General features: G+C 66.9%; 22 protein-coding genes. 5 read left to right on the top strand and 17 right to left on the bottom strand.

The genetic code is table 11. The features are described from left to right. Window positions 1–2: 2 nt before the first annotated feature. Window positions 3–1,208 carry an ornithine--oxo-acid transaminase gene (gene rocD, locus FHR72_RS06485; protein ID WP_183467253.1) on the top strand — a complete coding sequence of 402 codons (1,206 nt, stop codon included), beginning with the start codon at window positions 3–5 and terminating at the stop codon, window positions 1,206–1,208. On the opposite strand, the gene FHR72_RS06480 is transcribed toward rocD, so the two are convergent. From FHR72_RS06480 to FHR72_RS06435, 10 genes are all read right to left on the bottom strand, one after another. Further along, entirely contained in the window at window positions 1,205–2,062 is an 858-nt protein-coding gene (locus tag FHR72_RS06480; RefSeq protein ID WP_311736072.1) for a mycofactocin-coupled SDR family oxidoreductase, read from the bottom strand. The two genes, rocD and FHR72_RS06480, sit on opposite strands and share 4 nt — an antisense overlap. A gap of 42 nt (window positions 2,063–2,104) precedes the next feature. After that, on the bottom strand, window positions 2,105–2,932 hold the full coding sequence (locus FHR72_RS06475; protein WP_183467098.1) for an SHOCT domain-containing protein: 828 nt from the start codon (window positions 2,930–2,932) through the stop codon (window positions 2,105–2,107). 25 nt (window positions 2,933–2,957) lie between these two features. After that, the gene (locus tag FHR72_RS06470; RefSeq protein ID WP_183467252.1) at window positions 2,958–3,752 is read right to left on the bottom strand and encodes a cutinase family protein; all 795 of its coding nucleotides are present in this window, start codon (window positions 3,750–3,752) and stop codon (window positions 2,958–2,960) included. A 380-nt stretch (window positions 3,753–4,132) separates the two neighbouring features. Beyond that, window positions 4,133–5,323: an elongation factor Tu gene (tuf, locus tag FHR72_RS06465; protein WP_183467097.1), complete on the bottom strand. Its 1,191-nt coding sequence runs from the start codon at window positions 5,321–5,323 to the stop codon at window positions 4,133–4,135. Between the two features lie 95 nt (window positions 5,324–5,418). Next, window positions 5,419–7,521, bottom strand: coding sequence for an elongation factor G (gene fusA, locus FHR72_RS06460; RefSeq protein WP_183467096.1), 2,103 nt, complete (start codon window positions 7,519–7,521; stop codon window positions 5,419–5,421). 88 nt (window positions 7,522–7,609) lie between these two features. Then, entirely contained in the window at window positions 7,610–8,080 is a 471-nt protein-coding gene (rpsG, locus tag FHR72_RS06455; RefSeq protein WP_011558402.1) for a 30S ribosomal protein S7, read from the bottom strand. Then, window positions 8,080–8,454, bottom strand: a complete 375-nt coding sequence (gene rpsL / locus FHR72_RS06450; protein ID WP_003929602.1) for a 30S ribosomal protein S12 — start codon at window positions 8,452–8,454, stop codon at window positions 8,080–8,082. The genes rpsG and rpsL overlap by 1 nt, the downstream gene beginning before the upstream one ends. 313 nt (window positions 8,455–8,767) lie before the next feature. Beyond that, the gene (locus FHR72_RS06445; RefSeq protein ID WP_183467095.1) at window positions 8,768–9,343 is read right to left on the bottom strand and encodes a TetR/AcrR family transcriptional regulator; all 576 of its coding nucleotides are present in this window, start codon (window positions 9,341–9,343) and stop codon (window positions 8,768–8,770) included. Window positions 9,344–9,416: 73 nt separating this feature from the next. Next, window positions 9,417–9,953: a DUF3558 domain-containing protein gene (locus FHR72_RS06440; RefSeq protein WP_183467094.1), complete on the bottom strand. Its 537-nt coding sequence runs from the start codon at window positions 9,951–9,953 to the stop codon at window positions 9,417–9,419. A 1-nt stretch (window position 9,954) separates the two neighbouring features. After that, window positions 9,955–10,509 carry a DUF3558 domain-containing protein gene (locus FHR72_RS06435; RefSeq protein WP_183467093.1) on the bottom strand — a complete coding sequence of 185 codons (555 nt, stop codon included), beginning with the start codon at window positions 10,507–10,509 and terminating at the stop codon, window positions 9,955–9,957. Between the two features lie 136 nt (window positions 10,510–10,645). Between FHR72_RS06435 and FHR72_RS06430 the strand changes: the two genes are divergently transcribed. Then, a complete protein-coding gene (locus tag FHR72_RS06430) occupies window positions 10,646–10,954 on the top strand; it encodes a DUF3060 domain-containing protein (RefSeq protein ID WP_183467251.1) in 309 nt (102 codons plus the stop codon). 2 nt (window positions 10,955–10,956) lie between these two features. Continuing rightward, window positions 10,957–11,385, top strand: coding sequence for a DUF3060 domain-containing protein (locus FHR72_RS06425; protein ID WP_183467092.1), 429 nt, complete (start codon window positions 10,957–10,959; stop codon window positions 11,383–11,385). Between the two features lie 40 nt (window positions 11,386–11,425). Here FHR72_RS06425 and FHR72_RS06420 read toward each other — a convergent pair whose 3' ends face one another. The 4 genes from FHR72_RS06420 to FHR72_RS06405 form a co-directional block, all read right to left on the bottom strand. Beyond that, window positions 11,426–12,193: a crotonase/enoyl-CoA hydratase family protein gene (locus FHR72_RS06420; RefSeq protein WP_183467091.1), complete on the bottom strand. Its 768-nt coding sequence runs from the start codon at window positions 12,191–12,193 to the stop codon at window positions 11,426–11,428. Continuing rightward, window positions 12,190–12,912, bottom strand: coding sequence for a PaaX family transcriptional regulator C-terminal domain-containing protein (locus FHR72_RS06415; protein WP_311736080.1), 723 nt, complete (start codon window positions 12,910–12,912; stop codon window positions 12,190–12,192). Before FHR72_RS06415 ends, FHR72_RS06420 begins: the two co-directional genes overlap by 4 nt. Window positions 12,913–12,926: 14 nt before the next feature. Then, entirely contained in the window at window positions 12,927–13,865 is a 939-nt protein-coding gene (locus FHR72_RS06410) for a crotonase/enoyl-CoA hydratase family protein (protein WP_183467089.1), read from the bottom strand. A gap of 66 nt (window positions 13,866–13,931) precedes the next feature. Continuing rightward, window positions 13,932–15,581, bottom strand: coding sequence for an acyl-CoA dehydrogenase family protein (locus FHR72_RS06405; RefSeq protein ID WP_183467088.1), 1,650 nt, complete (start codon window positions 15,579–15,581; stop codon window positions 13,932–13,934). Window positions 15,582–15,703: 122 nt separating this feature from the next. On the opposite strand from FHR72_RS06405, the gene FHR72_RS06400 reads away from it, so the two are divergent. Next, window positions 15,704–16,747, top strand: a complete 1,044-nt coding sequence (locus FHR72_RS06400; RefSeq protein ID WP_183467087.1) for a class I SAM-dependent methyltransferase — start codon at window positions 15,704–15,706, stop codon at window positions 16,745–16,747. A gap of 21 nt (window positions 16,748–16,768) precedes the next feature. Here the strand turns inward: FHR72_RS06400 and FHR72_RS06395 are convergent, their stop codons facing one another. After that, window positions 16,769–17,521: a deoxyribonuclease IV gene (locus tag FHR72_RS06395; protein ID WP_183467086.1), complete on the bottom strand. Its 753-nt coding sequence runs from the start codon at window positions 17,519–17,521 to the stop codon at window positions 16,769–16,771. Window positions 17,522–17,641: 120 nt separating this feature from the next. Here FHR72_RS06395 and FHR72_RS06390 point away from each other — a divergent pair, with 120 nt between their 5' ends. Next, a complete protein-coding gene (locus FHR72_RS06390; protein ID WP_183467085.1) occupies window positions 17,642–17,965 on the top strand; it encodes a DUF732 domain-containing protein in 324 nt (107 codons plus the stop codon). A gap of 80 nt (window positions 17,966–18,045) precedes the next feature. Here FHR72_RS06390 and FHR72_RS06385 read toward each other — a convergent pair whose 3' ends face one another. After that, complete coding sequence (locus tag FHR72_RS06385) at window positions 18,046–21,996, bottom strand: DNA-directed RNA polymerase subunit beta' (protein WP_183467084.1); 3,951 nt, start codon at window positions 21,994–21,996, stop codon at window positions 18,046–18,048. Window positions 21,997–22,054: 58 nt separating this feature from the next. Further along, entirely contained in the window at window positions 22,055–25,561 is a 3,507-nt protein-coding gene (gene rpoB, locus FHR72_RS06380) for a DNA-directed RNA polymerase subunit beta (RefSeq protein WP_183467083.1), read from the bottom strand. Window positions 25,562–25,743: the final 182 nt, after the last annotated feature.

The raw sequence follows: 25,743 nt of genomic DNA, 5'->3' as shown, positions 1-25,743 counted from the left end.
CCATGGTCTCCCGGTCCGAGTCGCTGATCGACCTCGACAGCCGGCACGTCGCGCACAACTACTCGCCGCTGCCCGTGGTGGCCGCCAGTGCCGACGGCGCGTGGATCACCGACGTCGAGAGTCGGCGCTACCTCGACTGCCTCGCCGCGTACTCCGCGGTGAACTTCGGCCACCGCCATCCCGAGATCATCGCCGCGGCGCATGCGCAGTTGGATGCCGTGACGCTGGTGAGCCGCGCGTTCCACTCGGACCGACTCGCCCCGTTCTGCGCGGCCCTGGCCGACCTCTGCGGCAAGGACATGGTGCTGCCGATGAACAGCGGCGCCGAAGCCGTCGAGAGTGGCATCAAGGTGGCACGGAAATGGGGCCTCGACGTCAGGGGCATCGAGGACTCGAACATCGTTGTCGCACAGAACAACTTCCACGGACGAACGACGACGATCATCAGCTTCTCCGACGACGAGACGGCCCGCCGCGGTTTCGGTCCGTACACACCGGGTTTCCGGTCTGTCCCGTTCGGTGACGCCGACGCGCTCGCGCGGGCCGTGGACGACCGGACCGTCGCCGTGTTGCTCGAACCGATCCAGGGTGAGGCCGGGATCATCGTCCCGCCCGACGACTACCTGCCGCGGGTCCGCGCGCTGTGCACCGCGCGCGGAATCCTGATGATTGCCGACGAGATCCAGTCGGGGCTCGCGCGGACCGGTGCGACATTCGCCTGCGACCACTGGGACGTCGTCCCCGACATCTACCTGCTCGGCAAGGCTCTCGGCGGCGGAGTCGTACCGCTGTCCGCGGTGGTCGCCGACCGCGACGTCCTCGACGTGCTGCACCCCGGCGAGCACGGCTCGACCTTCGGCGGAAACCCGTTGGCGGCGGCGGTCGGCAGCACGGTCGTCGACATCCTGCGGCGCGGCGACTATCAGAGGCGTGCCACGGATCTGGGCGACCACCTGCACGCGCGGCTGCGCAGTCTGATCGGGCGCGGGGTGATCGCAGTCCGCGGTAAGGGGCTCTGGGCCGGGGTCGACATCGACCCGGTGCACGGGACCGGCAAGCAGGTGTCCCTGCGGCTCGCCCAGCGGGGCGTGCTGGTCAAGGACACCCACGGTTCGACCCTGCGGTTCGCGCCTCCGCTGGTCATCACCGCCGACGAAATCGACTGGGCGATCGCTCGATTCACCGACGTACTGTCCGAAACCGCCTAGTACTTTGCGGTGCCGCGGTCGACCGCGATCTGCGACCCGGAGATCGTCGCCGACCCGTCGCAGGCCAGCCACGCCACCACGTCCGAGACCTCCTCGGGCGTCATGAACTCCTTGAGGCCCGGCTTCCCGTCGTGCGCAACGGGTTTGTACGGCATCGGCGAGAAACTGTGCAGGAACGCCGGGTACTTGGAGAAGATCTCCATCATGGCCTCGGGCTCCACCATCGGGGTGTCGATGGAGTACGGGTGGATCGAGTTGACCCTGATGCCGAACTCCCCCGCCTCGATGGCGAGTGCGTTCGTCAGCGCGACGAGGCCGTGCTTCGACGCCGCATAGTGGGCATTGCCGGGGGTCGCCTTGGTTCCGGCCGACGAACTGACGATGATGATCGAGCCGCCGTTGCCCGCCTCGATCATCGCCGGGACTGCCGCCCGGATCGTGCGCCACGTGCCGTTGAGGTTCACGTCGATGACCGTGTCCCACTGCTCCTCGGACATCTCCCAGATGCGGCCCCAGCTCAGCACACCGGCGTTGGCGACGACGATGTCGAGCCGGCCGAATTGCTCGACGGCGTCGGCCACCAGCTGCTGCTGCGCGGCGAGGTCGCGGATGTCGACCTCCCGGGAGAGCACCTTGCGGCCCGTCTCCTCGACCAATCGCACCGTCTCGGCCAGATCCTCGGAGGTCGGCATCGGGTACGTGACCGACTCGGAGACGGGTTTGCAGACGTCGATCGCCACGATGTCGGCGCCGTCGTTGGCCAGCCTGATCGCGTGCGCGCGCCCCTGCCCCCGGGCGGCCCCGGTGATCAACGCGACGCGGCCTTCGAGTGGTGCACCTGCAGACATGGGCATCAGGCTAACAGCAGAACTAGAACGCGTTCTAGAGTCTGGCGGTCACAGGTCGGCGATGATCTCCTGGCGCTTAGCCGTGTACTCGGCGTCGGTGATCGACCCGGTGGCGCGCAACGTCTCGAGCTGCTGAAGACGTTGCGCCGTGGTGGGTTCGGGAGCAGGTGCGGCATAGGACGGTGCGGCGGGCACCGGTGGCGGAACGGCCTGGCGTGCCGCGGCCTGCCGGACGATGGCCTGCACCTGCTGGCGCGCGGACGGGTTGGAGCGAAGGTCGATCATGTTGTTCATGCTGATCCCGTGGGACTTGAGCACCTGCAGGATCTCCATCAGCGGCTCCGTCTGGCCCGTCAGGTCGTAGGTCCTGTTGTCCTCGGCCACGCTGAACGTGGCGGGCATCAGGCCGCCGACCAAAGCGCTACGCTCCCAGTCGATCTGGTAGTCGTTCGTCGTCGGGTCGACCAGCGCCACGAGCTTGCGGCTGGTGATCATCGGCAGCCGGCTCACCGAGGCCACGACCTGATCCTGCGTCGAGAACGGTGTGAGCCCCGGCCCGGAAACCTGCAGGTCGAGCTTCACCAGCGGCTGCTCGTTGATGCGGGTGTTCGTCTCGTGGATACCGGTGATCTGGGCCAGCGCCAGGACTCCGGTTGCTTCGAGCGCCTTCGTCTTGGCCGCCGACCGTGCCCCGACATTGGTGACCACCAACGCGATGAGCACGTCGGCGGCAGTGATCAGCAGGCCTGTCCAGAACATCCACTTCAGCATCGGATCGGCCCCCGTCGCGAAGTAGATGACGAGGAAAATGGGGCCGACGATGCCGCAGAGCAGCACGAAGAGCTGGATCTTCACATATCGCCAGAAAGTCGACATGCGAAGATTATGGCCGGAAAACGGCTCAGGATCCTGCTGTTACCTGCAGAGGCAGCGCGGCGGGATTCGGCAGAGGTGCGGGGCGCTGCGCGACGAGCTGGTACAGCGGCATGGTCCACGCGTCCATCGAGGCAGAACTGCGCGCGTAGCTGGTGTGCACCGCCACCGCGGCCGGGTTCATCTCGTCCTCGGCGTCGGGGTCGTAGTCGCACACCGCGTCGCCGATGTTGCAGACGCTGATGGTCCGGGCACCGACGGTCGGCGGCAGCAGCGCCGGGGCGTGGGCCAGGATCGGCCAGTCCTGAGCGACGCCCTTGCCGGCGCCGGGCACGGACACGACCGAGCCGATGTTGATCGTCGGATCCTCGGGCAGGCGGTCCCCGTCGGCGATGAGCAACGCGGCGGCCAGGTTCGGGCTCGCGTCGAGCGCGTGCAGATTGCGGTGGACGACCATCGCGCCCTGGGAGTAGCCGGCGAGCACCACCTGGGATGTCGGGCACTGGGCGACGAAGGCCTGGTACTGCTGACCGAGAGCCGCCGCACCGGTGTCGACGCTGCCGATGAAGCCGAGCCAGTCGAGCGCGCCGCCATCTTCGGGCACTGCGGTCGCCGGGTAGTTGACGGCTTCGGCGGTGATGGTGCGGCCGCTCTGCTCGACCATGGCGGAGAAGTCGCGGTAGGACTTGGAGACCACGCGGCCCATGCCGCCGTCAGCGGCGATGTCGGCGGGGGTGCGCTCACCCGATCCGGCCGCACCGATCCAGTGGACGTCCGGGCACGCGGGTTGCGCGGACGCAACCCCGGCCGACAGCCCGACCATGGCAGCGCCGCCGATCACGGCGGCGCCCACGAACGAAGAAATGCTCTTGAACAACGGAATCCTTACCTCACCCCGGCCGACCCCTCGACAGCCGTCGACACATACATCGGCGGCTTCGGTGCGGGCGTTACAGGTGACAAGCGGGGCGAGATCGTATCCCAGCGCGGAGGCGGTGGCGAGATCTTCGTGATGCCGGGCTGGCGGGCGCGCTGGTGGCCCGGTGAGCGCGCGCGAAATGCCAACGTGCGCGGCGCGCCCCTGTGCAGACACGCGCGCTCGCGGTGCTGCCGACGGAAAACAAAAGTGGCGCCCACCCTTTCGGGCGAGCGCCACTCTCGTTGGCCGAAACTCAGATCACTTGTGGATCACGTAGGCGGAGCCTACTTGTGGATCTTGGTCACGCGGCCGGCGCCAACGGTACGGCCGCCCTCGCGGATCGCGAAGCGCAGGCCCTCGTCCATGGCGACGGGCTGGATCAGCTTGACGGAGATGTCGGTGTTGTCACCGGGCATCACCATCTCGGTGCCCTCGGGCAGGGTCACCACGCCGGTCACGTCCGTGGTACGGAAGTAGAACTGCGGACGGTAGTTGTTGAAGAACGGCGTGTGGCGGCCGCCCTCGTCCTTCGACAGGATGTAGACGCTGCCGTCGAACTCGGTGTGCGGGGTGGTGGTGCCGGGCTTGACCACGACCTGGCCACGCTCGACGTCCTCGCGCTTGATGCCACGGACCAGCAGACCGACGTTGTCGCCCGCCATGCCCTGATCGAGCAGCTTGCGGAACATCTCGACACCGGTCACGGTGGTCTTGGTGACGGTCGGGCGGATGCCGACGATCTCGACTTCCTCGTTCACGTTGATCACGCCACGCTCGACACGACCGGTGACCACGGTGCCGCGGCCGGTGATCGTGAAGACGTCCTCGACGGGCATCAGGAACGGCTTGTCGGTCTCGCGAACCGGGTCCGGGATGGACGCGTCCACGGCCTCCATGAGCTCCTCGACGGACTTGACCCACTCCGGGTCACCCTCGAGGGCCTTCAGCGCGGACACCTTGATGACCGGCGCTTCCTCGTCGAAGTCCTGGGCGGCCAGCAGTTCGCGGACCTCCATCTCGACGAGCTCGATGAGCTCTTCGTCGTCGACCATGTCGGCCTTGTTCAGCGCGACCAGGATGTAGGGCACGCCGACCTGGCGGGCCAGCAGCACGTGCTCACGCGTCTGCGGCATCGGACCGTCAGTGGCGGCAACCACCAGGATCGCGCCGTCCATCTGGGCGGCACCGGTGATCATGTTCTTGATGTAGTCAGCGTGACCGGGGGCGTCGACGTGTGCGTAGTGACGCTTGTCGGTCTGGTACTCCACGTGGGAGATGTTGATCGTGATACCGCGCTGACGCTCCTCGGGCGCATTGTCGATCTGGTCGAATGCGCGCGACTCGTTCAAATCGGGGTACTTGTCGTGCAGAACCTTGGTGATTGCTGCAGTCAGCGTGGTCTTGCCGTGGTCAACGTGACCGATGGTCCCGATGTTGACGTGCGGCTTCGTCCGCTCGAACTTCGCCTTCGCCACTTCTGTGTCCTCCTGGACTTGTTGGTGCTCTGGTACAGCAGGTCTGTAGAGCAGTGATTGGTTTCTTCAGTTGTGGTCCGAAGACCCGGGCCAGATTACTGACCCGTGGCCTTCGCGATGATCTCCTTCGACACGTTCGCCGGAACTTCGGCGTACGAGTCGAACACCATGGAGTAGTTGGCCCGGCCCTGGGTCTTCGACCGAAGGTCTCCGACGTAGCCGAACATCTCCGACAGCGGCACCTGCGCCTTGACGACACGGGCACCACTGCGCTCTTCCATGGCCTGGATCTGACCACGGCGGGAGTTCAGGTCGCCGATCACGTCACCCATGTAGTCCTCGGGTGTGGTGACCTCGACGGCCATGATGGGCTCCAGGATGACCGGCTGCGCGGACTGCGCGGCCTTCTTCAGCACCTGGGAGCCGGCCACCTTGAACGCCATTTCCGACGAGTCGACCTCGTGGAATGCGCCGTCGAGCAGGGTGACCTTGACGTTCACCAGCGGGTAGCCGGCGAGCACGCCGTACTGCATCGCGTCCTGCGCACCGGCATCCACCGACGGGATGTACTCGCGCGGGATGCGGCCACCGGTGACCTTGTTCTCGAACTCGTAGGTCGCACCGTCCTCGCCGATGAACGGCTCGAGGTCGATGAGGACCTTCGCGAACTGGCCGGAGCCACCCGTCTGCTTCTTGTGGGTGAACTCGACCTTCTCGACCTTGCGGCGGATCGTCTCGCGGTAAGCCACCTGCGGCTTGCCGACGTTCGCCTCCACCTTGAACTCGCGACGCATGCGGTCCACGAGGATGTCCAGGTGTAGCTCGCCCATGCCGCCGATGACGGTCTGGCCGGTCTCCTGGTCCAGGTGCACCTTGAAGGTCGGGTCCTCTTCGGCGAGCTTCTGGATCGCGGTGCCCAGCTTCTCCTGGTCGGACTTGGTCTTCGGCTCGATGGCGACCTCGATGACCGGGTCCGGGAACGTCATGGACTCCAAGACGATCTGGTTGCTCGGGTCGCTCAGCGTGTCACCGGTGGTGGTGTCCTTGAGCCCGATCACCGCGTAGATGTGACCGGCGGACGCCGTCTCGACCGGATTCTCCTTGTTGGAGTGCATCTGGAACAGCTTGCCCAGCCGCTCCTTCTTGCCCTTGGTCGAGTTGACGACCTGCGAGCCGGAGTCGACCTTGCCGGAGTAGACCCGGACGTAGGTCAGCTTGCCGAAGAAGGGGTGCGTCGCCACCTTGAACGCGAGACCCGAGAACGGCTCGTCGGCCGACGGCTTGCGCGAGATGACCTCGTCCTCCTTGCCCGGGACGTGGCCTTCGGCGGCCGGGACGTCCAGCGGGTTCGGCAGGTAGTCGATGACCGCGTCGAGCATGGGCTGCACGCCCTTGTTCTTGAACGCGGATCCGCACAGCACCGGGTAGCCCTGGCTGGAGATCGTCAGCTTGCGCAGACCGGCCTTGATCTCGTCGATCGTCAGCTCTTCGCCGCCCAGGTACTTCTCCATGAGGTCGTCGTCGGTCTCGGCGATGGCCTCGATCATGGCGGTGCGGTACTCCTCGGCCTTCTCCTGAAGGTCGGCCGGGATGTCGACGACGTCGTACTTTTCGCCGAGCTTGGTCTCGCCGCGCCACACCTTGGCCTTCATCTCGACCAGGTCGACGACGCCTTCGAAGTCACCTTCGGAGCCGATCGGCAGCTGAATCGGGACGACGTTGGCGCCGAGGCGGTCCTTCATCGTCTGCACCGAGAAGTAGAAGTCGGCGCCCAGCTTGTCCATCTTGTTGACGAAGCAGATGCGCGGGACGTCGTACTTGTCGGCCTGGCGCCACACCTGCTCGGACTGGGGCTCGACACCCTCTTTGCCGTCGAACACGGCCACGGCACCGTCGAGCACGCGCAGCGAGCGTTCCACCTCGACGGTGAAGTCGACGTGGCCCGGGGTGTCGATGATGTTGATCTGGTTGTCGTTCCAGAAGCAGGTGGTGGCAGCCGAGGTGATCGTGATACCCCGCTCCTGCTCCTGCTCCATCCAGTCCATCGTGGCGGCGCCGTCGTGCACCTCACCGATCTTGTAGCTGATACCGGTGTAGAAGAGGATGCGCTCGGTCGTTGTCGTCTTGCCGGCATCGATGTGCGCCATGATGCCGATGTTGCGGACCTTCGTGAGGTCGGTCAGCACGTCCTGTGCCACGGCTAAATTCCCACTCTTTCGCTTGCTTGTCGGGTGTTTCTATTGGCCGCCGCGCACCGCCTCTTCGCGTGTCCGCGGCGGCGTGCGATCACCAGCGGTAGTGCGCGAAGGCGCGGTTCGCCTCAGCCATCTTGTGGGTGTCTTCGCGTCGCTTGACGGCCGCACCCAGACCATTGCTGGCATCGAGGATCTCGTTGGCCAGGCGCTCGACCATGGTCTTTTCGCGGCGGGCCTTCGAGAAGCTCACCAGCCAGCGCAGGGCCAGCGTGACGGAACGGTCCGGACGAACCTCGACGGGCACCTGGTAGGTCGCGCCACCGACGCGGCGGCTGCGGACTTCGAGGGCCGGCTTGACGTTGTCGAGAGCGCGCTTGAGGGTGACGACCGGATCGGTGCCGGTCTTGTCGCGAGCCTGCTCGAGCGCACCATAAACAATGCGTTCGGCCAGCGATTTCTTCCCGTCCAGCAGGACTTTGTTGACCAGCTGGGTAACCAGCTGGGATCCGTACACCGGATCGTTGACCAGCGGACGCTTGGGTGCGGGGCCCTTGCGCGGCATCAGCTCTTCTCCTTCTTCGCGCCGTAGCGGCTGCGGGCTTGCTTGCGGTTCTTGACGCCCTGGGTGTCCAGCGATCCGCGGATGATCTTGTAGCGCACACCGGGGAGGTCCTTCACACGACCGCCGCGCACCAGCACCATCGAGTGCTCCTGCAGGTTGTGCCCCTCGCCCGGGATGTAGGCGGTGACCTCGACCGCGCTGGTCAGGCGCACGCGCGCGACCTTGCGAAGCGCCGAGTTCGGCTTCTTCGGGGTCGTGGTGTACACGCGAGTGCACACGCCGCGGCGCTGCGGGCTGCCTTTGAGGGCCGCGGTCTTCACCTTGGCGATCTTGTCGCGGCGACCCTTACGGACCAGCTGGTTGATGGTTGGCATGTACCGGCTTTCTGTGATGCTCGTTTGTGCTTCTAGCTGTCTGGTGACGTCTTGACTTCTTAAGTTCTCTGTACTGCTGTTATGCCCGCGCTGGTTCCCCCGCGTCCGGGCGTGTCGCACACTGCCGCCGCGGATTCTCGGATAATTTCCAAGGCACCCTACGAGGGCTGGACATGCAAATTGGCCCGGCGTGCAGGCATGCTTGAGCCCTCAGAGGACGGCAAGCGCCTTATCTGCCAGGCACGAACGTCCACAATACCAGGGGTCCATACCTCGACAAAACCCGCTGACCTGCAGATCCGCTGCGAAGAGCTCAGCGGTACTGCATTCCGGCGGCCAGCCGCATGACCATGTCGGTGAAGACCGCGTCGGTATCGATGCCGGCCATCACCCCGGTCATCTCGAGCAGGACGAAGCCGTGCATCGCCGACCAGAACTCCAGGGCGGCGAAGAACCCCGCCTCGTCGTCCAGGCCGTAGGAGGCCAGCACCGAGATGACCGGCGCGGCCGCGGCGTGGGTGGCCGCGGTGAACTCGGGGTCGTCGCCGCCCAGGGGCATCCGGGTGAACGCCGAGTAGCGACCGGGATGGTGGTGGGCATAACTGCGGTACGCGGCGGCCATCACCATGATCGCGTCGTCGGGGGTGCGGCCCTGGCCGACGGTGTTCAGCATGTCGATGATGTCGCCGACGACCCGCATCCGCACCGTGCGGCGCAGATCGTCGAGGCTGTGCACGTGGTTGTACAGCGACGGTCCCTTGGTGCCGAGCTGGTTGGCCAGGGCGTTGATCGTCAACGCGTCCCAGCCCTCACGGTCGAGGAACGTCAGGGCGGCGTTGACGATGGAGTCGCGGCTCAGCTTCGCCGTGCGCGGCGGCCGAGCTGCCATGTCGCCATCCCCCTCGATCGATCGGGTCACCCTCGGCCCCGCCGGTCAGCGGCGCGCGGGATCAGCGAGCACTCTAGTTCACCCGCTGTTGGCTCAGCTCCGCCAGTTGTTCGATGATCGAGCACAGATCGGGCATGGTCTGGGAGTTCATGGTCTGGATCGACCACGTGATCACGTCGCCGCCCTTGGCGACGTAGATGCTGCAGGCGCTGTCGTCGTAGGCCTTGAATCCGGTGTTGTCGTCCATCGACAGCTCGGTGAGCGTGCGGCCGGCGAGTTGTTCGAGCTCGCGCTCGGTGGCCATGTCGCTGCCGCGGTACCACCACGTCGAGATGCCCATGCCTGCGCCGAAGTTGTCGATCATCGAGTTCTCCTGCCAGAAGCAGCCGGCGTCGCTCACGACGGCGGGCGAGAACAGTTCGGAGCCGGCCGCGGCGGCGACGTCGGCGTCGGTGATGCCGTTGCAGTCCTCGCTCTGGAAACCTTCCCCGGACGGCGGCGCGACCGGAGCCGCAGCGGGTTCCTCGGCCCGCTCCGAGCCGCCGCAGCCCGCGAGCACCGTGCCCAGGATCAGCGCCGCGCCGAGGCGGGCAGTGGTCTTCGCGCCCATGTCACAGGTCCGAGCGCAGTGTCGCCGTGAGCAGCTTCTCGGCCTCGGGGCAGGGGTCCCCGGTGGCCTGTCCGCGGTGCTGGACCCACCAGCTCAGCACCCCGGTCCCCGCCGCCGCGGTGGCCGAGCACGCCGCGCCGGTGGTGTCTCGGCGGGCGAGGAACGCCTTGTGCCGCTCCACGACGACGTCGGTCACGGCAGCGCCGCGCGCCGTCGCCAGGTCACGCTCGCGCTGCAGGGTCCCGGTGTCGAACCACGAGAACACGACGTCGACGGTGGCCGAACCGGTGCCGGCGGGCTGGGTCACGATGTACTGGCAGACGGCTCCGCTGAACGGGCGCGTGACCCCGTTCCCGGCGAGCGTCTCCTTGACGGAGTCGTCGTCGAGCAGCCCGCACCGGTTGTCGACGTAGCCGTAGCTGCGGTCCGGATCGGGCACTCCGGCATCGGCGCGCTGCGCCGTCCCGGTGACGGTCTGCGCGCAGCCCGCAGCGGTCGCCGTCGTTGTGACTGCCACCATGAAGAAAAGTGCCACGCGGCCCGCACCCTGGAACATCGCTGCTCACGCTACTCGTCTCGGCGAACCCCGACAGCGCGAGCGGAGGACGTCGTACGCTTCCGGGGTGACTGCAACGGCTGTTGGGCGAGTGCTGGCTGTGGGTGTGCTGGCGGTGTCGGCCACGCTGACGTCGATGTCTCCGGTGGCGCAGGCGAAAAACGGTGACACCCACATCACCGGCCAGGGCGTCGTGCGGACTTTGGATTGCAATGATTCGACGCTGTTCGTCATGGGCACCGGCAACCAGGTCTTCGCCCTCGGCAACTGCTGGGCGGTGACGGTGCAGGGCTCGTCGAACGTGGTCATCGCCGACAACGTGGTCAACGACATCACCGTCTACGGCTTCGACCAGAAGGTGTTCTACAAGAACGGTTCGCCGTTCGTGTGGGATCGGGGCCGCGAATTGGGGATGACCAACCAGATCAATCGGGTACCCGCCTAGGCATGCATCTGGTTCGCCCCCGTGTCGTCGGTGGTCTCCGTGTCGTCGGTGGTCTCGGTGCCGCGGTGGTGGCCCTCGGTCTGTCCGCCTGCGGGTCCACCAGCAGCGACACCAACGATCCGACGGGGACCGCCGGCACCTCGGGAGCGCAGGTCGAGATCGGCAACACCATCAACTACGGCTCGTTCGGTACGACGGCCGAGATCGACTGCGCCGACGGCAAGTCGCTCAACGTCGGCGGCTCGAACAACACGCTGACCGTGACGGGCACCTGCGCCAACGTGAACATCGGCGGCGCCGACAACAAGATCAACGTCGAGCGGGTCGACGCCGAACTGTCGGTGGTCGGGCTGAACAACACCGTGACCTACCGCGACGGCGAACCCACGATCAACGACACCGGTTCGAACAACACCGTCAGCAAGGGCTGATCAGGGGCTGGGTGCCCACCCGGCCGGCCAGTCGGTGCGGCTAGGCCTTGGTGCCGTGCCGGCCTGCTCCGGCGCTGAAGCGCGCCGCCCCCTCCAGCGATTCCGAAGCCACCCGCGACAGGCTGCCGAACTCGACGTCCATCGCCTCGGCCTCCGACATGCCCCACTGGTTCAGCGCCGACATCCGGTCCGAGCGCAGACACTGTTGCGGCAGCGCGGCCAGCTCGGCAGCCAGCTCCTCGGCTCTGCGGCGGGCCTCTCCGGTCGGGACGACGCGGTTGGCGAGTCCGATCGCCAGCGCCTCGTCGGCGTCGACGGCGCGGCCGGTGAGGATCAGATCCATGGCGCGGCTGTGCCCGATCAGCCGCGGCAACCGCACCGTGCCGCCGTCGATCAACGGCACGCCCCAGCGTCGGCAGAAGACGCCCAGCACCGCGTCCTGCTCGACGACGCGCAGGTCGCACCACAGCGCGAGCTCCAGTCCCCCGGCGACGGCGAATCCGCTGATCGCGGCGATGACCGGTTTGGACAGCACCATCCGGCTCGGACCCATCGGGCCCGGTCCGGTGCGGTGCACCGGGTTCGACTCCGCTGTGCCCATCGCCTTGAGGTCGGCTCCCGCGCAGAACGTTCCGTTGTCGCCCCACAGCACCGCCACCGCGGCGGAGTCGTCTTTGTCGAATTCGTCGAACGCGGCGTGGAGCTCATGGGCCGCAGGACCGTTCACGGCGTTGCGGGCGTGCGGCCGGTCCATGACGACGGTCGTCACCGGGCCGTTCTTCTCGACTCTGACGCCTCCGGCGGTCATGTGGCCTCCATCAATTCGACGTTGTCGCGCCGCGCGACGAGTTCGGCGGCGAAATCCTTATAGGCCGCGCGCAACGCCGCGCCCGGCCAATGTGGGGGCAGCAGCTCGTCGGGCAGCACCGGATCGGTCAGCAGGTGGCGCACGATGGCGGCCGCGACGACGAACCGCTCGGGCATCTCGCACGCGTGCGCCATCTCGGCCAGCAGTCGCCGGCCGGTCTCCGCCCAGCCCACCAGGTCCCACAGCCGCGCCGCCAGCTCCCCCGGCTCGTCATCACGTGCCGAGAGGATTCGCACCCGGGCCGCGATGTCGTCGTCGACGTCGACCGCCACGTTGTCCGGGCGCATCCACACGCCTTCGCGCAGTTCGGCGAAACGCATCTGCTGCAACGCCGTTCGGAGCGCGGCACGCGTCCTGGCGTCGGTGCCGACGCTGGTGACGACCAGCATGGTCCAGCCGCCGCCCCAGGGCCGGGGTTCGGTGCCGATCGCCTCGTCCTGACGCCGCTGGCGGGCCAGCAGCCGGTCGGAGAGCCGATAGCCGTCCTCGGAGCGCACGAGGTCGCCGGCCCCGACCATGCGGGTCAGTGCAACCCGGATCGTCGACTCCCGGATGCCGAAGTCGCTCGTCAGACGGATCAGGTCGGCGGCGGTGGCCCAGGCCGGGTGCGCTCCGAGCAGCACGCTCAGCACGACCGAGCGGGCGGTCATCCGCGACACCGTCGGTGACACCGTCAGACCCCGGAGGCCCTGCGCCCGTGGTCGCCGAACGGTTCGTCGCGCCGGCGCACCGCGTCCCGGAAGCCGTGTTCCCTGGACTGCGCCACGAAGTCGTGCCCCTCGGGGGTGTGCCGGGCGATGCCGTCGAAGACCGTCGAGATCATCGCGCTGTTGGCGACACCCTGGTTGTAGAGCGCACTGTTCATCGCGAGCTTCACCATGATCAGCTGGTTGACCGGGACCGCGGCGATGCGTTCGACGAGTCGCTCGGTGCGCTCGTCGAGATCCTCGGGGTCGGGCGCCTCGACGGCCAGACCCCATTCGGCGGCCTGCGCCCCGGTGAGGCAATCACCGGTCAGCAGAAGGCGTTTGGCGCGCTGATCGCCGAGACGGTGCGCCCACATGCCCGCCGCGGGCACACCCCACACCCGGGTCGGCGGATAGCCGATCTTGGCGTCCGACGCCGCGATGACCTGGTCGGCGTGCAGCGCGATGTCGGTTCCGCCGGCCACGCAGTAGCCGTGGATCTTCACCACGGTCGGCTTGTCGCACCGCATCAGGCTGGAGAACCCCCGCACGAAGCGACTCATCATCTGGTAGTCGATCATCGGATCCCACGGCTGATCCGGAAGATGGTTGACCGCCTGGGTTTTCCCGGACAGCACCGTGTCGCGGTAGGGATTCCCGCCGCCCGCCGACGACGAACCCTCGGCGTAGGCCGACAGGTCGAATCCCGCGCAGAAGCCCTGGCCCCGGCCGGACACCAGAATCACGTGGACGTTCGGGTCGAGGTCGGCGCGTTCGACGAGCGCCGAGAGCTCCAGCGGAGTGTCGGCGACGATCGCGTTGCCCTTCTCGGGGCGGTTGAACGTGATCCGGGCGACGCGGTCGGTCACCTCGTAGGTCATCGTCTTGAGGTCGTCGAAGTCGACGGGCCTGATCGCGTGTGTCATGCGCGATCCCGCTTCGCTTCTCGCTGGAAAGTCATGCGCGATCCCGCTTCGCTTCTGGCTGGAAAGTCATGCCTTGACCATCGCACGCTCGATGATCGGCGCGAGGTCCAGGCCCGTCGGCAGCGTGCCGAACGCGCCACCCCACTGCCCACCGAGGCGGCTGGCCAGGAACGCCTCGGCGACCGCGGGGTGGCCGTGGCGCACCAGCAGCGAACCCTGCAGCGCGAGCGAGATGTTCTCGGCGACCTGGCGGGCCCGGTACTGGATCGTCTCCAGATCCGCGAGCTGGGGACGCAGCGTGTCCACGTGGGCGTCCAGGCGGGGATCGTGGCCCTGCGTGACACTCAGCTCGTCGAACAGGACGTCGATGCATTCGGGGCGTGTGGCCATGGCGCGCAACGTGTCCAGGGCGCTGACGTTGCCCGAGCCCTCCCAGATCCCCATCAGCGGGGCCTCGCGGTACAGCCGTGGCATCCCGGAGTCCTCGACGTATCCGTTACCGCCCAGGCATTCCATCGCCTCGGCGGCGTGCGGTGTGGCCCGCTTGCAGACCCAGTACTTGGCAGCCGCCAAACCGATTCTGCGCAGCAGGGTTTCGCGCTCGTCCCCGCGGACTGCGTGATCGGTGGCACCGGCCATCCGCAGGGCCAGCATGGTCGCGGCCTCCGCTTCGACGGCGAGGTCGGCGATCACGTTGCGCATCAACGGCTGGTCGATCAGGTAGGCGCCGAAGGCCATTCGATGCTGGGCGTGGTGGGTGGCGCGCATCAGCCCGGTCCGCATGCTGGTCGCACTGCCGAGCGTGCAGTCCAGACGCGTCAGGTTGACCATCTCGATGATCGTCGGGACACCCCGGCCCTCTTCGCCGACCAGCCATGCCGTGGCCCCGTCGTACTCGACCTCGCTCGAGGCGTTGGCGTGGTTGCCCAGCTTGTCCTTCAGCCGCTGCAGGAACATCCGGTTACGGGTGCCGTCGGGCAGGATGCGCGGAAGGAAGAAGCAGCTCAGGCCTCCACCTTCCCGGTCGCCCCGGCCCTGCGTCTGCGCCAGGACCAGGAAGACGTCACACATCGGGGCGGACGTGAACCATTTGTGGCCGCGCAGCGAGTAGGTGCCGTCGCCGTTCGGGGTCGCCTCCGTGGTGCCGGCGCGCACGTCGGAGCCACCCTGCTTCTCGGTCATCGACATGCCCGCCGTGATGCCGGGCTTGGTGGTGGGCACCGTCAGCTGCGGGTCGTAGACGCGGCTGGTGAGCAGCGGCTCGTAGACCGCGGCGAGATCGGGGTTGTGGCGCAGCGCGGGCACGACGGCGTAGGTCATCGAGATCGGGCAGACATGGCCGGGTTCCGGCGTCCACACCGACATCTTGGCCGCGCGCACGACGTGTGCGCCCTCGCGGTCGTCAGCCCAGGGCGCCGCGTGCAGGCCGTGACCGACCGCGGCGGTCATCAGTTCGTGGTAGGCCGGGTCGTAGTCGACCTCGTCCACACGGTGGCCGTACCGGTCGTGGGTGTGCAGGACCGGGCGGTGACGGTCGGCGAGCTCACCCCACCGCTGGGCGCGCGCCGAACCGCCCAGAGCGCCGAGCTCCCACACCTCGTCAACCCCCCACTGGCCGCCCTCGCGGATCAGTGCTTCGGAGAGCACCGGCGACGCGGCGGGGTTGAAGTCTTCGAGCGGCGGAACCTGATTGGTGACGACATGCGTGTCCGGCATGCCCTCACTGTTACAGATGCCAGACGATTGCACAAGAACTGTAATGGGACCTGTCCGCTGCAGAGCCGCCAGTGCTCGTGTGCGCCCGTTCTTTTGGCGCCCGGCGTGCGAGGGTGGGGTCCATGTCGATGGATACCGCCACGATTCGCGAAGCCATGGCCCGACGACTACTGCGACGGGGAGTGTCCAGCGGCCAGATGACGCTGCCCGCGGTGCCAGGGATGGTGGACGACTACGTCGCTCTGTGCGACAAGATCTTCAGCGCACTGGGTTGCAAATTCTCCCGGGGCGAACTCGATCACCTCCGCAGTCTGCTGGCCAAAGAACTGGCCAACGCCTTCGCGGGCTCGAATCGATCCAACATCGTGATCTCCTATGACGCCCCCATCGGCTCGGTGTTGAACTACCACATCCGCCCTGAATGGACGTCGTTGGCCGATACCTATGACAACTGGGTCGCGACCCGCACTCCCCCGCTGTTCGGCACCACCCCCGACGCCCGCGTATGGGCACTCTCCGCGGCGATCGATGATCCCCGCGCAGCCCGTGTCCTCGACATCGGGGCCGGCACAGGCCGTAACGCCTTGGCGTTGGCCCGCCGCGGCCATCCCGTCGACGCGGTCGAGCTGACCCCGAAGTTCGCCGAGATCCTGCGCGCCGAGTCCTACAAGCATCTGCTCGACGTCCGAGTGATCGACCGCGACATCTTCGAGACCCTGGACGACCTCCAGAAGGATTACCAGCTCATCCTGCTCTCCGAGGTGACGTCCGACTTCCGGACCTCCGAGCAGCTGCGGGCCGTCTTCGAGCTCGCCGCCGAATGCCTGCGCCCCGGCGGCCACTTGGTGTTCAACATCTTCATGCCCCGCCCGGGTTGTCTCACCGACGATGACCGCGAACTGGGACAGGCGGTGCAGCAACTCGCCCAGCAGGTGTACACAGGGCTGTTCACGGGTGACGAGATCGACCGTGCCGCCGCAGGGCTGGGGCTGCGCCTGCAGACCAATGACTCGGTCTTCGACTACGAGAAAGCCAATCTGCCGGCCGGAGTCTGGCCGCCCACCGGCTGGTACGCCGACTGGGTCAGCGGCCTCGACGTCTTCGATCTGCCCCGCGAGCAGTCCCCGATAGAGATGCGCTGGCTGGTCTACGAGAAAACGCGCTGAGCGACGTGACAGCGGGCGACGTCAGCCGAGGTGCTCCCGCAGGAACGCGATGTCGTCCTTGCGGCCGTCGTCGGATGTCTCGCAGATGACGTGCGCATCGGCAGCCTCGACGACTGCCACCAGCAATTGCGGGTCGATCTGTCCGGTGCCGAAGTTCGCGTGGCGATCGGCCCCGGAGCCGGCCGCGTCTCGCGAGTCGTTGCAGTGCACGAGATCGATGCGCCCGGTGATGGCCTTGATGCGTGAGACCGAATCGACCAACGCCTCGCCGGCCGCCCAGGCGTGGCAGGTGTCGAGACAGAACCCGATCCCGGTGTCGCCGATGTGGTCCCACAGCCGGCCGATCGTGTCGAAGTGCCGCGCCATCGCATGGTCGCCGCCGGCGGTGTTCTCCAGCAGCACCTGCACGTCGGTCTCCAGGTAGTCCAGCGCCTTGGCCCAGCGCTCGAACCCGGCCTCCATGTCGTTGTCGTCGGCGTGGCCGCCGTGCACGATGACGGCCGCAGCGCCGATGGCCGAGGCCGCGTCGCAGGTGTCCTGCAGGATCTTGCGCGACGGGATGCGCACCCGGTTGTTCGCCGACGCGACGTTGATCAAGTAGGGCGCGTGCACGTAGATCGGCATCGACGCGGCTTTGAGGACGTCGGAGTCGTCCCGGGGCGGGGGTTTCTTCCAGCTCTGCGGATTGCCGAGGAAGAACTGCACCACGTCGGCGCCGTCGGCCTCCGCAGCCGCCAGAGGGTCATCACCGTGGACATGGGAACCGATCAGCACGCCGCCGAGTCTAGGCGGGCCTTGTGACACCGGCGAACGGGTGGCCCGGCGAGAAACATTCGTGCGCCGAGGGGTCCGTGGCCCGGCTTAGGCTCGACGGATACCAGCGAGGAGACACGCATGAAGACCACGGGCTTTCGAATGATCGCGGCGACCCTGGCGGCTGCGGCGGTGGCGACAGCGGTGGCCGCCCCGGCCGCTGCCTGGCCCATTCCGTTGTCGGCCGACGAGGTGAACTTCCTCAACGGGGTACGGGGGAACTTCCCCGGCAACGACGATCAACTGTTGCTCGCGGGCAAGCAGGCGTGCCGGCTGCTGTACACCGGTCAGCCCGCGCAAGCCGTCATCGACGCCACCGCCGGCCAGTACGGGGCGAACCCGGCCCAGGCCGCCGGTCTGGTGAACTCGGCACGGTCCACGATGTGCACGCAGGCGCCGGGCTGACATCCGGCCCCGCGGCACGAAAAAGCCCCCGACTCCCGAGGTGGGAGCGGGGGCTTTCTCTCGTGCGCCGATAGCGGGGACTACCGGTAGTCGGAATATCCGTAATCGTCCAGCGGCACCGCGGCGCCGGTGGCCTGGCCGAAGTCCGGGCTGTAGTACTGATCCTCGTAGGACGGGATCGTGTACGCCGCGGCGCGGGCCTCTTCGGTCGGCTGAACCTGGATGTTGCGGTACCGGTTGATGCCGGTACCGGCCGGGATCAGCTTGCCGATGATCACGTTCTCCTTCAGACCCTGCAGCTTGTCGCTGCGGCAGTTGATCGCCGCATCGGTGAGCACGCGGGTGGTCTCCTGGAACGACGCCGCCGACAGCCACGAATCCGTGGCCAGCGATGCCTTCGTGATACCCATCAGCACCGGGCGACCGGCCGCGGGCTCGCCGCCCTCGGCGACGACCCGACGGTTCTCGGTCTCGAACTCGCCACGCTCGGTCAGCGAGCCGGGCAGGAACTCCGTCGCACCCGAATCGATGATCGTGACGCGACGCAGCATCTGCCGGACGATGACCTCGATGTGCTTGTCGTGGATCGACACACCCTGGGCGCGGTAGACCTCCTGGACCTCCTTGACGAGGTGGATCTGCACCTCGCGGGGGCCCTGCACGCGGAGGACCTCGTGCGGATCGGCCGAACCCTCCAGCAGCTGCTGCCCGACCTCGACGTGGTCGCCGTCGGTCAGCAGACGCTCGGAGCCGTCATCGTGCTTGAACACCTTCAGGCGCTGACGACGCGAGAGCTTGTCGTACACGACCTCCTCGCCCCCGTCGTCGGGAACGATGGTGATCTTGTAGAACTTCTCGCTCTCCTCCAGGCGGACCCGCCCGGAGACGTCGGCGATCGGGGCACGGTTACGCGGAACGCGCGCCTCGAACAGCTCCTGCACGCGGGGCAGACCACCGACGATGTCGGCACCGCCGGTGACGCCACCCTGGTGGAAGGTACGCATGGTCAGCTGCGTGCCGGGCTCACCGATGGACTGCGCGGCCACGATGCCGACGGCCTCGCCGATGTCGACCAGCTTGCCGGTCGCCATCGAACGGCCGTAGCACATCGCACACACGCCGGTACCCGTGGCGCAGGTCAGCACGGAGCGGACCTTCACCTCGGTGATGCCGGCGGCCAGCAGCGCATCGATCGCCGGGTCACCGAGATCGTGCCCACGCTCGACGACGACGTTGCCGTCGGCGTCGACCGCGTCGGTGGCCAGCGTCCGCGCGTAGGCGGACGTCTCGATGTGCTGGTCGCGGACCAGCGCCTCGTTCTGCAGCTCGGCCAGCGTGACGTTGATGCCGCGCTCGGTCTCACAGTCGGTCTCGCGCACGATGACGTCCTGCGACACGTCGACCAGACGACGGGTCAGGTAGCCCGAGTCGGCGGTACGAAGTGCGGTGTCCGCCAGACCCTTACGGGCGCCGTGGGTGTTGATGAAGTACTCCAGCACCGTCAGGCCCTCGCGGAACGAGGACTTGATCGGACGCGGGATGAACTCACCCTTCGGGTTGGTCACCAGACCCTTCATGCCGGCCAGCGTCCGCGTCTGGGTGAAGTTACCCGTCGCGCCCGAATCCACGATCGTGATGATCGGGTTGTCCTTCGGGTAGTGCGACCGCAGCGCCTGACCGACCTCTTCGGTCGCGTCCTGCCAGATCTTCACCAACGCTTCGTTGCGCTCGTCACGGTTGAGCTTGCCGCGCTGGTACTGCTTCTCGATGCCGTCGGCCTCGGCCTCGTAGCGCTCGAGGATGTCCTGCTTCTCCGGCGGCACCAGCACGTCGGCCATCGACACGGTGACACCCGAACGGGTGGCCCAGTAGAAGCCGGCGTCCTTGAGCTTGTCCACGGTCTGCGCGACGACGATCATCGGGTAGCGCTCGGCCAGATCGTTGATGATCGCGGCCTGGACCTTCTTGTGCATCTGCTTGTTGACGAACGGGTAGCCCCGCGGCAGCAGCTCGTTGAACAGCACCCGGCCCAGGGTGGTCTCCGCCGTCCAGGCGTCGCCCATGTTCCAGCCGTCGGGGAACTGCTCGGCCTCGACCTCAGCGGACGGACGCAACTGCGTCAGTCGCACCCGGATCTTCGCCCGCACCGACAGCGCCCCGCGGTCCATCGCCATGATGGCCTCGGCCGGCGAGCTGTACACACCGGACTCCGGCTGATCCTTGGCGGCCGGGGTGAACTCACCCTTGTCGCCCTCGATCTCGGTGGTCAGGAAGTACAGACCCGTCACCATGTCCAGACGCGGCATGGCCAGCGGACGGCCCGACGCGGGAGACAGGATGTTGTTCGACGACAGCATCAGGATGCGCGCCTCGGCCTGCGCCTCCGCCGACAGCGGGAGGTGTACGGCCATCTGGTCGCCGTCGAAGTCGGCGTTGAACGCCTCACACACCAGCGGGTGCAGCTGGATGGCCTTGCCCTCCACCAGCTGCGGCTCGAAGGCCTGGATACCGAGGCGGTGCAGCGTGGGTGCACGGTTCAGCAGCACCGGGTGCTCGGAGATGACCTCCTCGAGGACGTCCCACACCTGCGGACGCTGACGCTCGACCATGCGCTTGGCGCTCTTGATGTTCTGCGCGTGGTTCAGGTCGACCAGACGCTTCATCACGAACGGCTTGAACAGCTCGAGCGCCATCAGCTTCGGCAGACCGCACTGGTGCAGCTTGAGCTGCGGGCCCACCACGATGACCGAACGGCCCGAGTAGTCCACACGCTTGCCGAGCAGGTTCTGGCGGAAACGACCCTGCTTGCCCTTGAGCAGATCCGACAGCGACTTGAGCGGGCGGTTGCCCGGTCCGGTGACCGGACGGCCGCGGCGGCCGTTGTCGAACAGCGCGTCGACCGACTCCTGAAGCATGCGCTTCTCGTTGTTGACGATGATCTCGGGGGCGCCGAGGTCGATCAGCCTCTTGAGACGGTTGTTGCGGTTGATGACACGGCGGTACAGGTCGTTGAGGTCGGAGGTCGCGAAGCGGCCACCGTCGAGCTGAACCATCGGACGCAGCTCCGGCGGGATCACCGGAACGGCGTCGAGCACCATGCCCATCGGCGAGTTGGCGTTGGTCTGGAACGCCGCGACGACTTTGAGCCGCTTGAGCGCACGCAGTTTCTTCTGGCCCTTGCCGTTCTTGATGGTGTCGCGCAGCGACTCGGCCTCGGCGTCGATGTCGAAGTTCTCGATGAGCTTCTTGATCGACTCGGCGCCCATGGCGCCTTCGAAGTACTCGCCGTAGCGGTCCTGCAGCTCGCGGTAGAGCAGCTCGTCGACGATCAGCTGCTTGGGAGCCAGCTTGGTGAACGTCGTCCAGATCTCGTCGAGCCGGTCCAGCTCACGCTGGGCCCGGTCGCGCAGCTGGCGCATCTCACGCTCGCCACCGTCGCGCACCTTGCGGCGCACGTCGGACTTGGCGCCCTCCTCCTCGAGCTCCTTCATGTCGGCCTCGAGCTTCTGAGCGCGGGCTTCGAGGTCGGCGTCACGCTGATCCTCGACGGCCTTGCGCTCGACGGCCATCTCGGCCTCGAGAGTGGACAGCTCGTTGTGGCGCATCTCGTCGTCGACCGCGGTGATCACGTAGGCCGCGAAGTAGATGATCTTCTCGAGGTCCTTCGGAGCCAGGTCGAGCAGGTAGCCCAACCGCGACGGCACGCCCTTGAAGTACCAGATGTGCGTGACCGGAGCGGCCAGTTCGATGTGGCCCATCCGCTCACGGCGCACCTTGGCGCGGGTCACCTCGACGCCGCAGCGCTCACAGATGATGCCCTTGAAGCGCACGCGCTTGTACTTGCCGCAGTAGCACTCCCAGTCGCGAGTCGGTCCGAAGATCTTCTCGCAGAACAGGCCGTCCTTCTCGGGCTTGAGCGTGCGGTAGTTGATGGTCTCCGGCTTCTTGACCTCGCCGAAAGACCAGTTGCGGATGTCGTCCGCGGTCGCGAGACCGATGCGGAGTTCATCGAAGAAGTTGACGTCTAGCACGTAACTCCCTTTCCCCTTTCGGGACTAGAAACTATTGAGCACCACGGCGAGCCGTGATTTAGGCCAGATCTTCGACAGATGCGGATTCGTTGCGCGACAGGTTGATTCCGAGGTTGGCAGCGGCACGCTCCAGGTCCTCGTCATCGCCGTCACGCATCTCGATCGCGGCACCGTCCGAGGACAGGACCTCGACGTTGAGGCACAGCGACTGCAGCTCCTTGAGAAGCACCTTGAACGACTCCGGGATGCCCGGCTCGGGGATGTTCTCGCCCTTGACGATGGCCTCGTAGACCTTGACGCGACCGACCGTGTCGTCGGACTTGATCGTCAACAGCTCCTGCAGCGTGTACGCAGCGCCGTAGGCCTGCATGGCCCAGCACTCCATCTCGCCGAATCGCTGACCACCGAACTGCGCCTTACCACCGAGCGGCTGCTGGGTGATCATCGAGTACGGACCGGTCGAACGCGCGTGGATCTTGTCGTCGACCAGGTGGTGCAGCTTCAGGATGTACATGTAGCCGACCGTCACCGGGTACGGGAACGGTTCGCCACTGCGGCCGTCGAAGAGCACCGCCTTGCCGTCGGCGTTGACCATGGTCTCGCCGTCGCGGTTCGGCAGCGTCGCACCGAGCAGGCCCTGCAGCTCGCCTTCCTGCGCACCGTCGAACACCGGCGTGGCCACGATGCTGTCGGCCGGGGCCGAGAGCATCTGCTCGGGGAGCTTCGAGGCCCAGTCCGGTGTGCCACCGGCGACCTCGATGTTCCAGCCGGCCTTGGCGACCCACCCGAGGTGGGTCTCCAGGATCTGGCCGATGTTCATACGACGCGGCACACCGTGGGTGTTCAGGATGATGTCCACCGGGGTGCCGTCCGGAAGGAACGGCATGTCCTCGACGGGCAGGATCTTGCCGATGACGCCCTTGTTGCCGTGGCGTCCGGCGAGCTTGTCGCCGTCGGAGATCTTGCGCTTCTGGGCCACGTAGACGCGGACCAGCTCGTTGACACCGGCGGGCAGCTCGTCGTCGTCCTCGCGGGAGAAGACACGGATGCCGATGACCTTGCCGGACTCACCGTGGGGCACCTTGAGCGACGTGTCGCGGACCTCGCGGGCCTTCTCGCCGAAGATGGCACGCAGCAGGCGCTCCTCCGGGGTCAGCTCGGTCTCGCCCTTCGGGGTGACCTTGCCGACCAGGATGTCGCCGTCGCGGACCTCGGCGCCGATGCGGACGATGCCGCGCTCGTCGAGGTCGGCCAGCACCTCATCGGAGACGTTCGGGATGTCCCGGGTGATCTCCTCGGCGCCCAGCTTGGTGTCGCGGGCATCGATCTCGTGCTCCTCGATGTGGATCGAGGTGAGCACGTCCTCTTCGACCAGGCGGTTGGAGAGGATGATCGCGTCTTCGTAGTTGTGACCCTCCCACGGCATGATCGCGACGAGCAGGTTCTTGCCCAGCGCCATCTCGCCGTTCTCGGTGCACGGCCCGTCGGCGACGACCTGGCCGGCCTCGACCCGCTGACCGGAGTCCACGATCGGACGCTGGTTGGCACAGGTGCCGTGGTTCGAGCGCGCGAACTTGCGCATCCGGTAGGTGTGCCTGCTGCCGTCGTCGGCCATGACGGTGATGTAGTCGGCGGAGACCTCCTCGACCACACCGGCCTTCTCGGAGACCACGACATCGCCGGCGTCGATCGCGGCACGCAGCTCCATGCCGGTGCCCACGAGCGGAGCCTCGCTGCGGACCAGCGGAACCGCCTGGCGCTGCATGTTGGCACCCATCAGGGCACGGTTGGCGTCGTCGTGCTCGAGGAACGGGATCATCGCCGTCGCGACCGACACCATCTGGCGCGGCGAGACGTCCATGTAGTCGACCTCGGAGGCCGACACGAACTCGACCTCGCCACCCTTGCGTCGGACCAGCACGCGGTCCTCGACGAAGCTGCCGTCACCGTCGAGCGGCGAGTTGGCCTGCGCCACGACGTGGCGGTCCTCCTCGTCGGCGGTCAGGTAGTCGATCTGGTCGCTGACCTTGCCGTCGACGACCTTGCGGTACGGCGTCTCGATGAAGCCGAACGGGTTGACCCGCGCGTACACCGACAGCGAACCGATCAGGCCGATGTTCGGACCCTCAGGGGTCTCGATCGGGCACATGCGTCCGTAGTGGGACGAGTGGACGTCGCGGACCTCGAGGCCGGCGCGCTCACGGGACAGACCGCCGGGGCCCAGCGCCGACAGGCGGCGCTTGTGGGTCAGACCCGACAGCGGGTTGTTCTGGTCCATGAACTGCGACAGCTGGCTGGTGCCGAAGAACTCCTTGATCGCCGCCACGACGGGACGGATGTTGATCAGGGTCTGCGGCGTGATCGCCTCGACGTCCTGGGTCGTCATGCGCTCACGCACGACGCGCTCCATGCGCGACAGGCCGACCCGGATCTGGTTCTGGATCAGCTCGCCGACGGTGCGCAGACGGCGGTTGCCGAAGTGGTCGATGTCATCGACCTCGACGGGAACCTCGACGCCACCGGGTGCGGTCATCGTCTGGTCGCCCTGATGCAGGCGGACCAGGTACTCGATGGTCGCGACGACGTCCTCTTCGGTCAGCGTGGAGCTGGTGATGGGCTCACCGGCGTTCAGACCGAGCTTCTTGTTGACCTTGTAGCGACCCACGCGGGCCAGGTCGTAGCGCTTCTCCTTGAAGAACAGGTTCTCCAGCAGGGTCTGCGCGGACTCCTTGGTCGGGGGCTCGCCCGGACGCAGCTTCCGGTAGATGTCCAGCAGCGCCTCGTCGGTGCCGGCGGTGTTGTCCTTCTCCAGCGTGCTCATCATGATCTCGGAGAAGCCGAAGCGCTCCACGATCTGCTCGTTGGTCCAGCCGAGCGCCTTGAGCAGCACCGTGACGGGCTGACGGCGCTTGCGGTCGATACGCACACCCACGGTGTCGCGCTTGTCGACGTCGAACTCGAGCCAGGCGCCGCGGCCCGGGATCACCTTGACGCTGTGCAGCGTCTTCTCGGTGGACTTGTCGATGCTCTCGTCGAAGTACACGCCGGGCGAACGGACGAGCTGGCTCACCACGACGCGCTCGGTGCCGTTGATGATGAAGGTGCCCTTTTCGGTCATCATCGGGAAGTCACCCATGAAGACCGTCTGGCTCTTGATCTCGCCGGTGTTGTTGTTGATGAACTCGGCCGTGACGAACAGCGGTGCCGCGTACGTCATGTCCTTGTCTTTGCACTCGTCGACCGGCGCCTTGACCTCGTCGAAGCGCGGATCGGAGAACGACAGCGACATCGAGCCGGAGAAATCCTCGATCGGCGACAGCTCTTCGAGGACCTCCTGCAGGCCGCCCTTGGGGTCGACATCCCCGCGGTCGACGGCCCTCTGGAACCAGTCCTCGGCGCCGATGAGCCACTCGAACGACTCCGTCTGGACGTCGAGAAGCCCCGGAACCTCCAGCGGCTCACGGAGCTTTGCGAAAGAAATTCTGTTTGGTGCTCCGGGAACGGAGTTATTGGTGGTTACTGACTCGATCTGGCGGGACCCTGCCAAGATGCATCCTTCCAGCACCTCATGCGACTGTCTGGTTGCCGGGAATCCGGACCGTCGGCCGCTATATCTGCGTCGGTTCGGCTGGCTTCACCAGCCCTCCGGACGCACGGCACGCGTCTAGATCACTGAGCAGAGCTCAGGCTAGGTCTACGGCGTCAAGTGCGGGTGAGGTGGGCAGGATGCAGCCAGCGCAACGTCCA

This window comes from Mycolicibacterium iranicum, assembly GCF_014190915.1.
GTDB classification, from domain to species: Bacteria; Actinomycetota; Actinomycetes; order Mycobacteriales; family Mycobacteriaceae; genus Mycobacterium; species Mycobacterium iranicum_B.
This window is presented reverse-complemented; position numbering and strand designations above follow the sequence as displayed.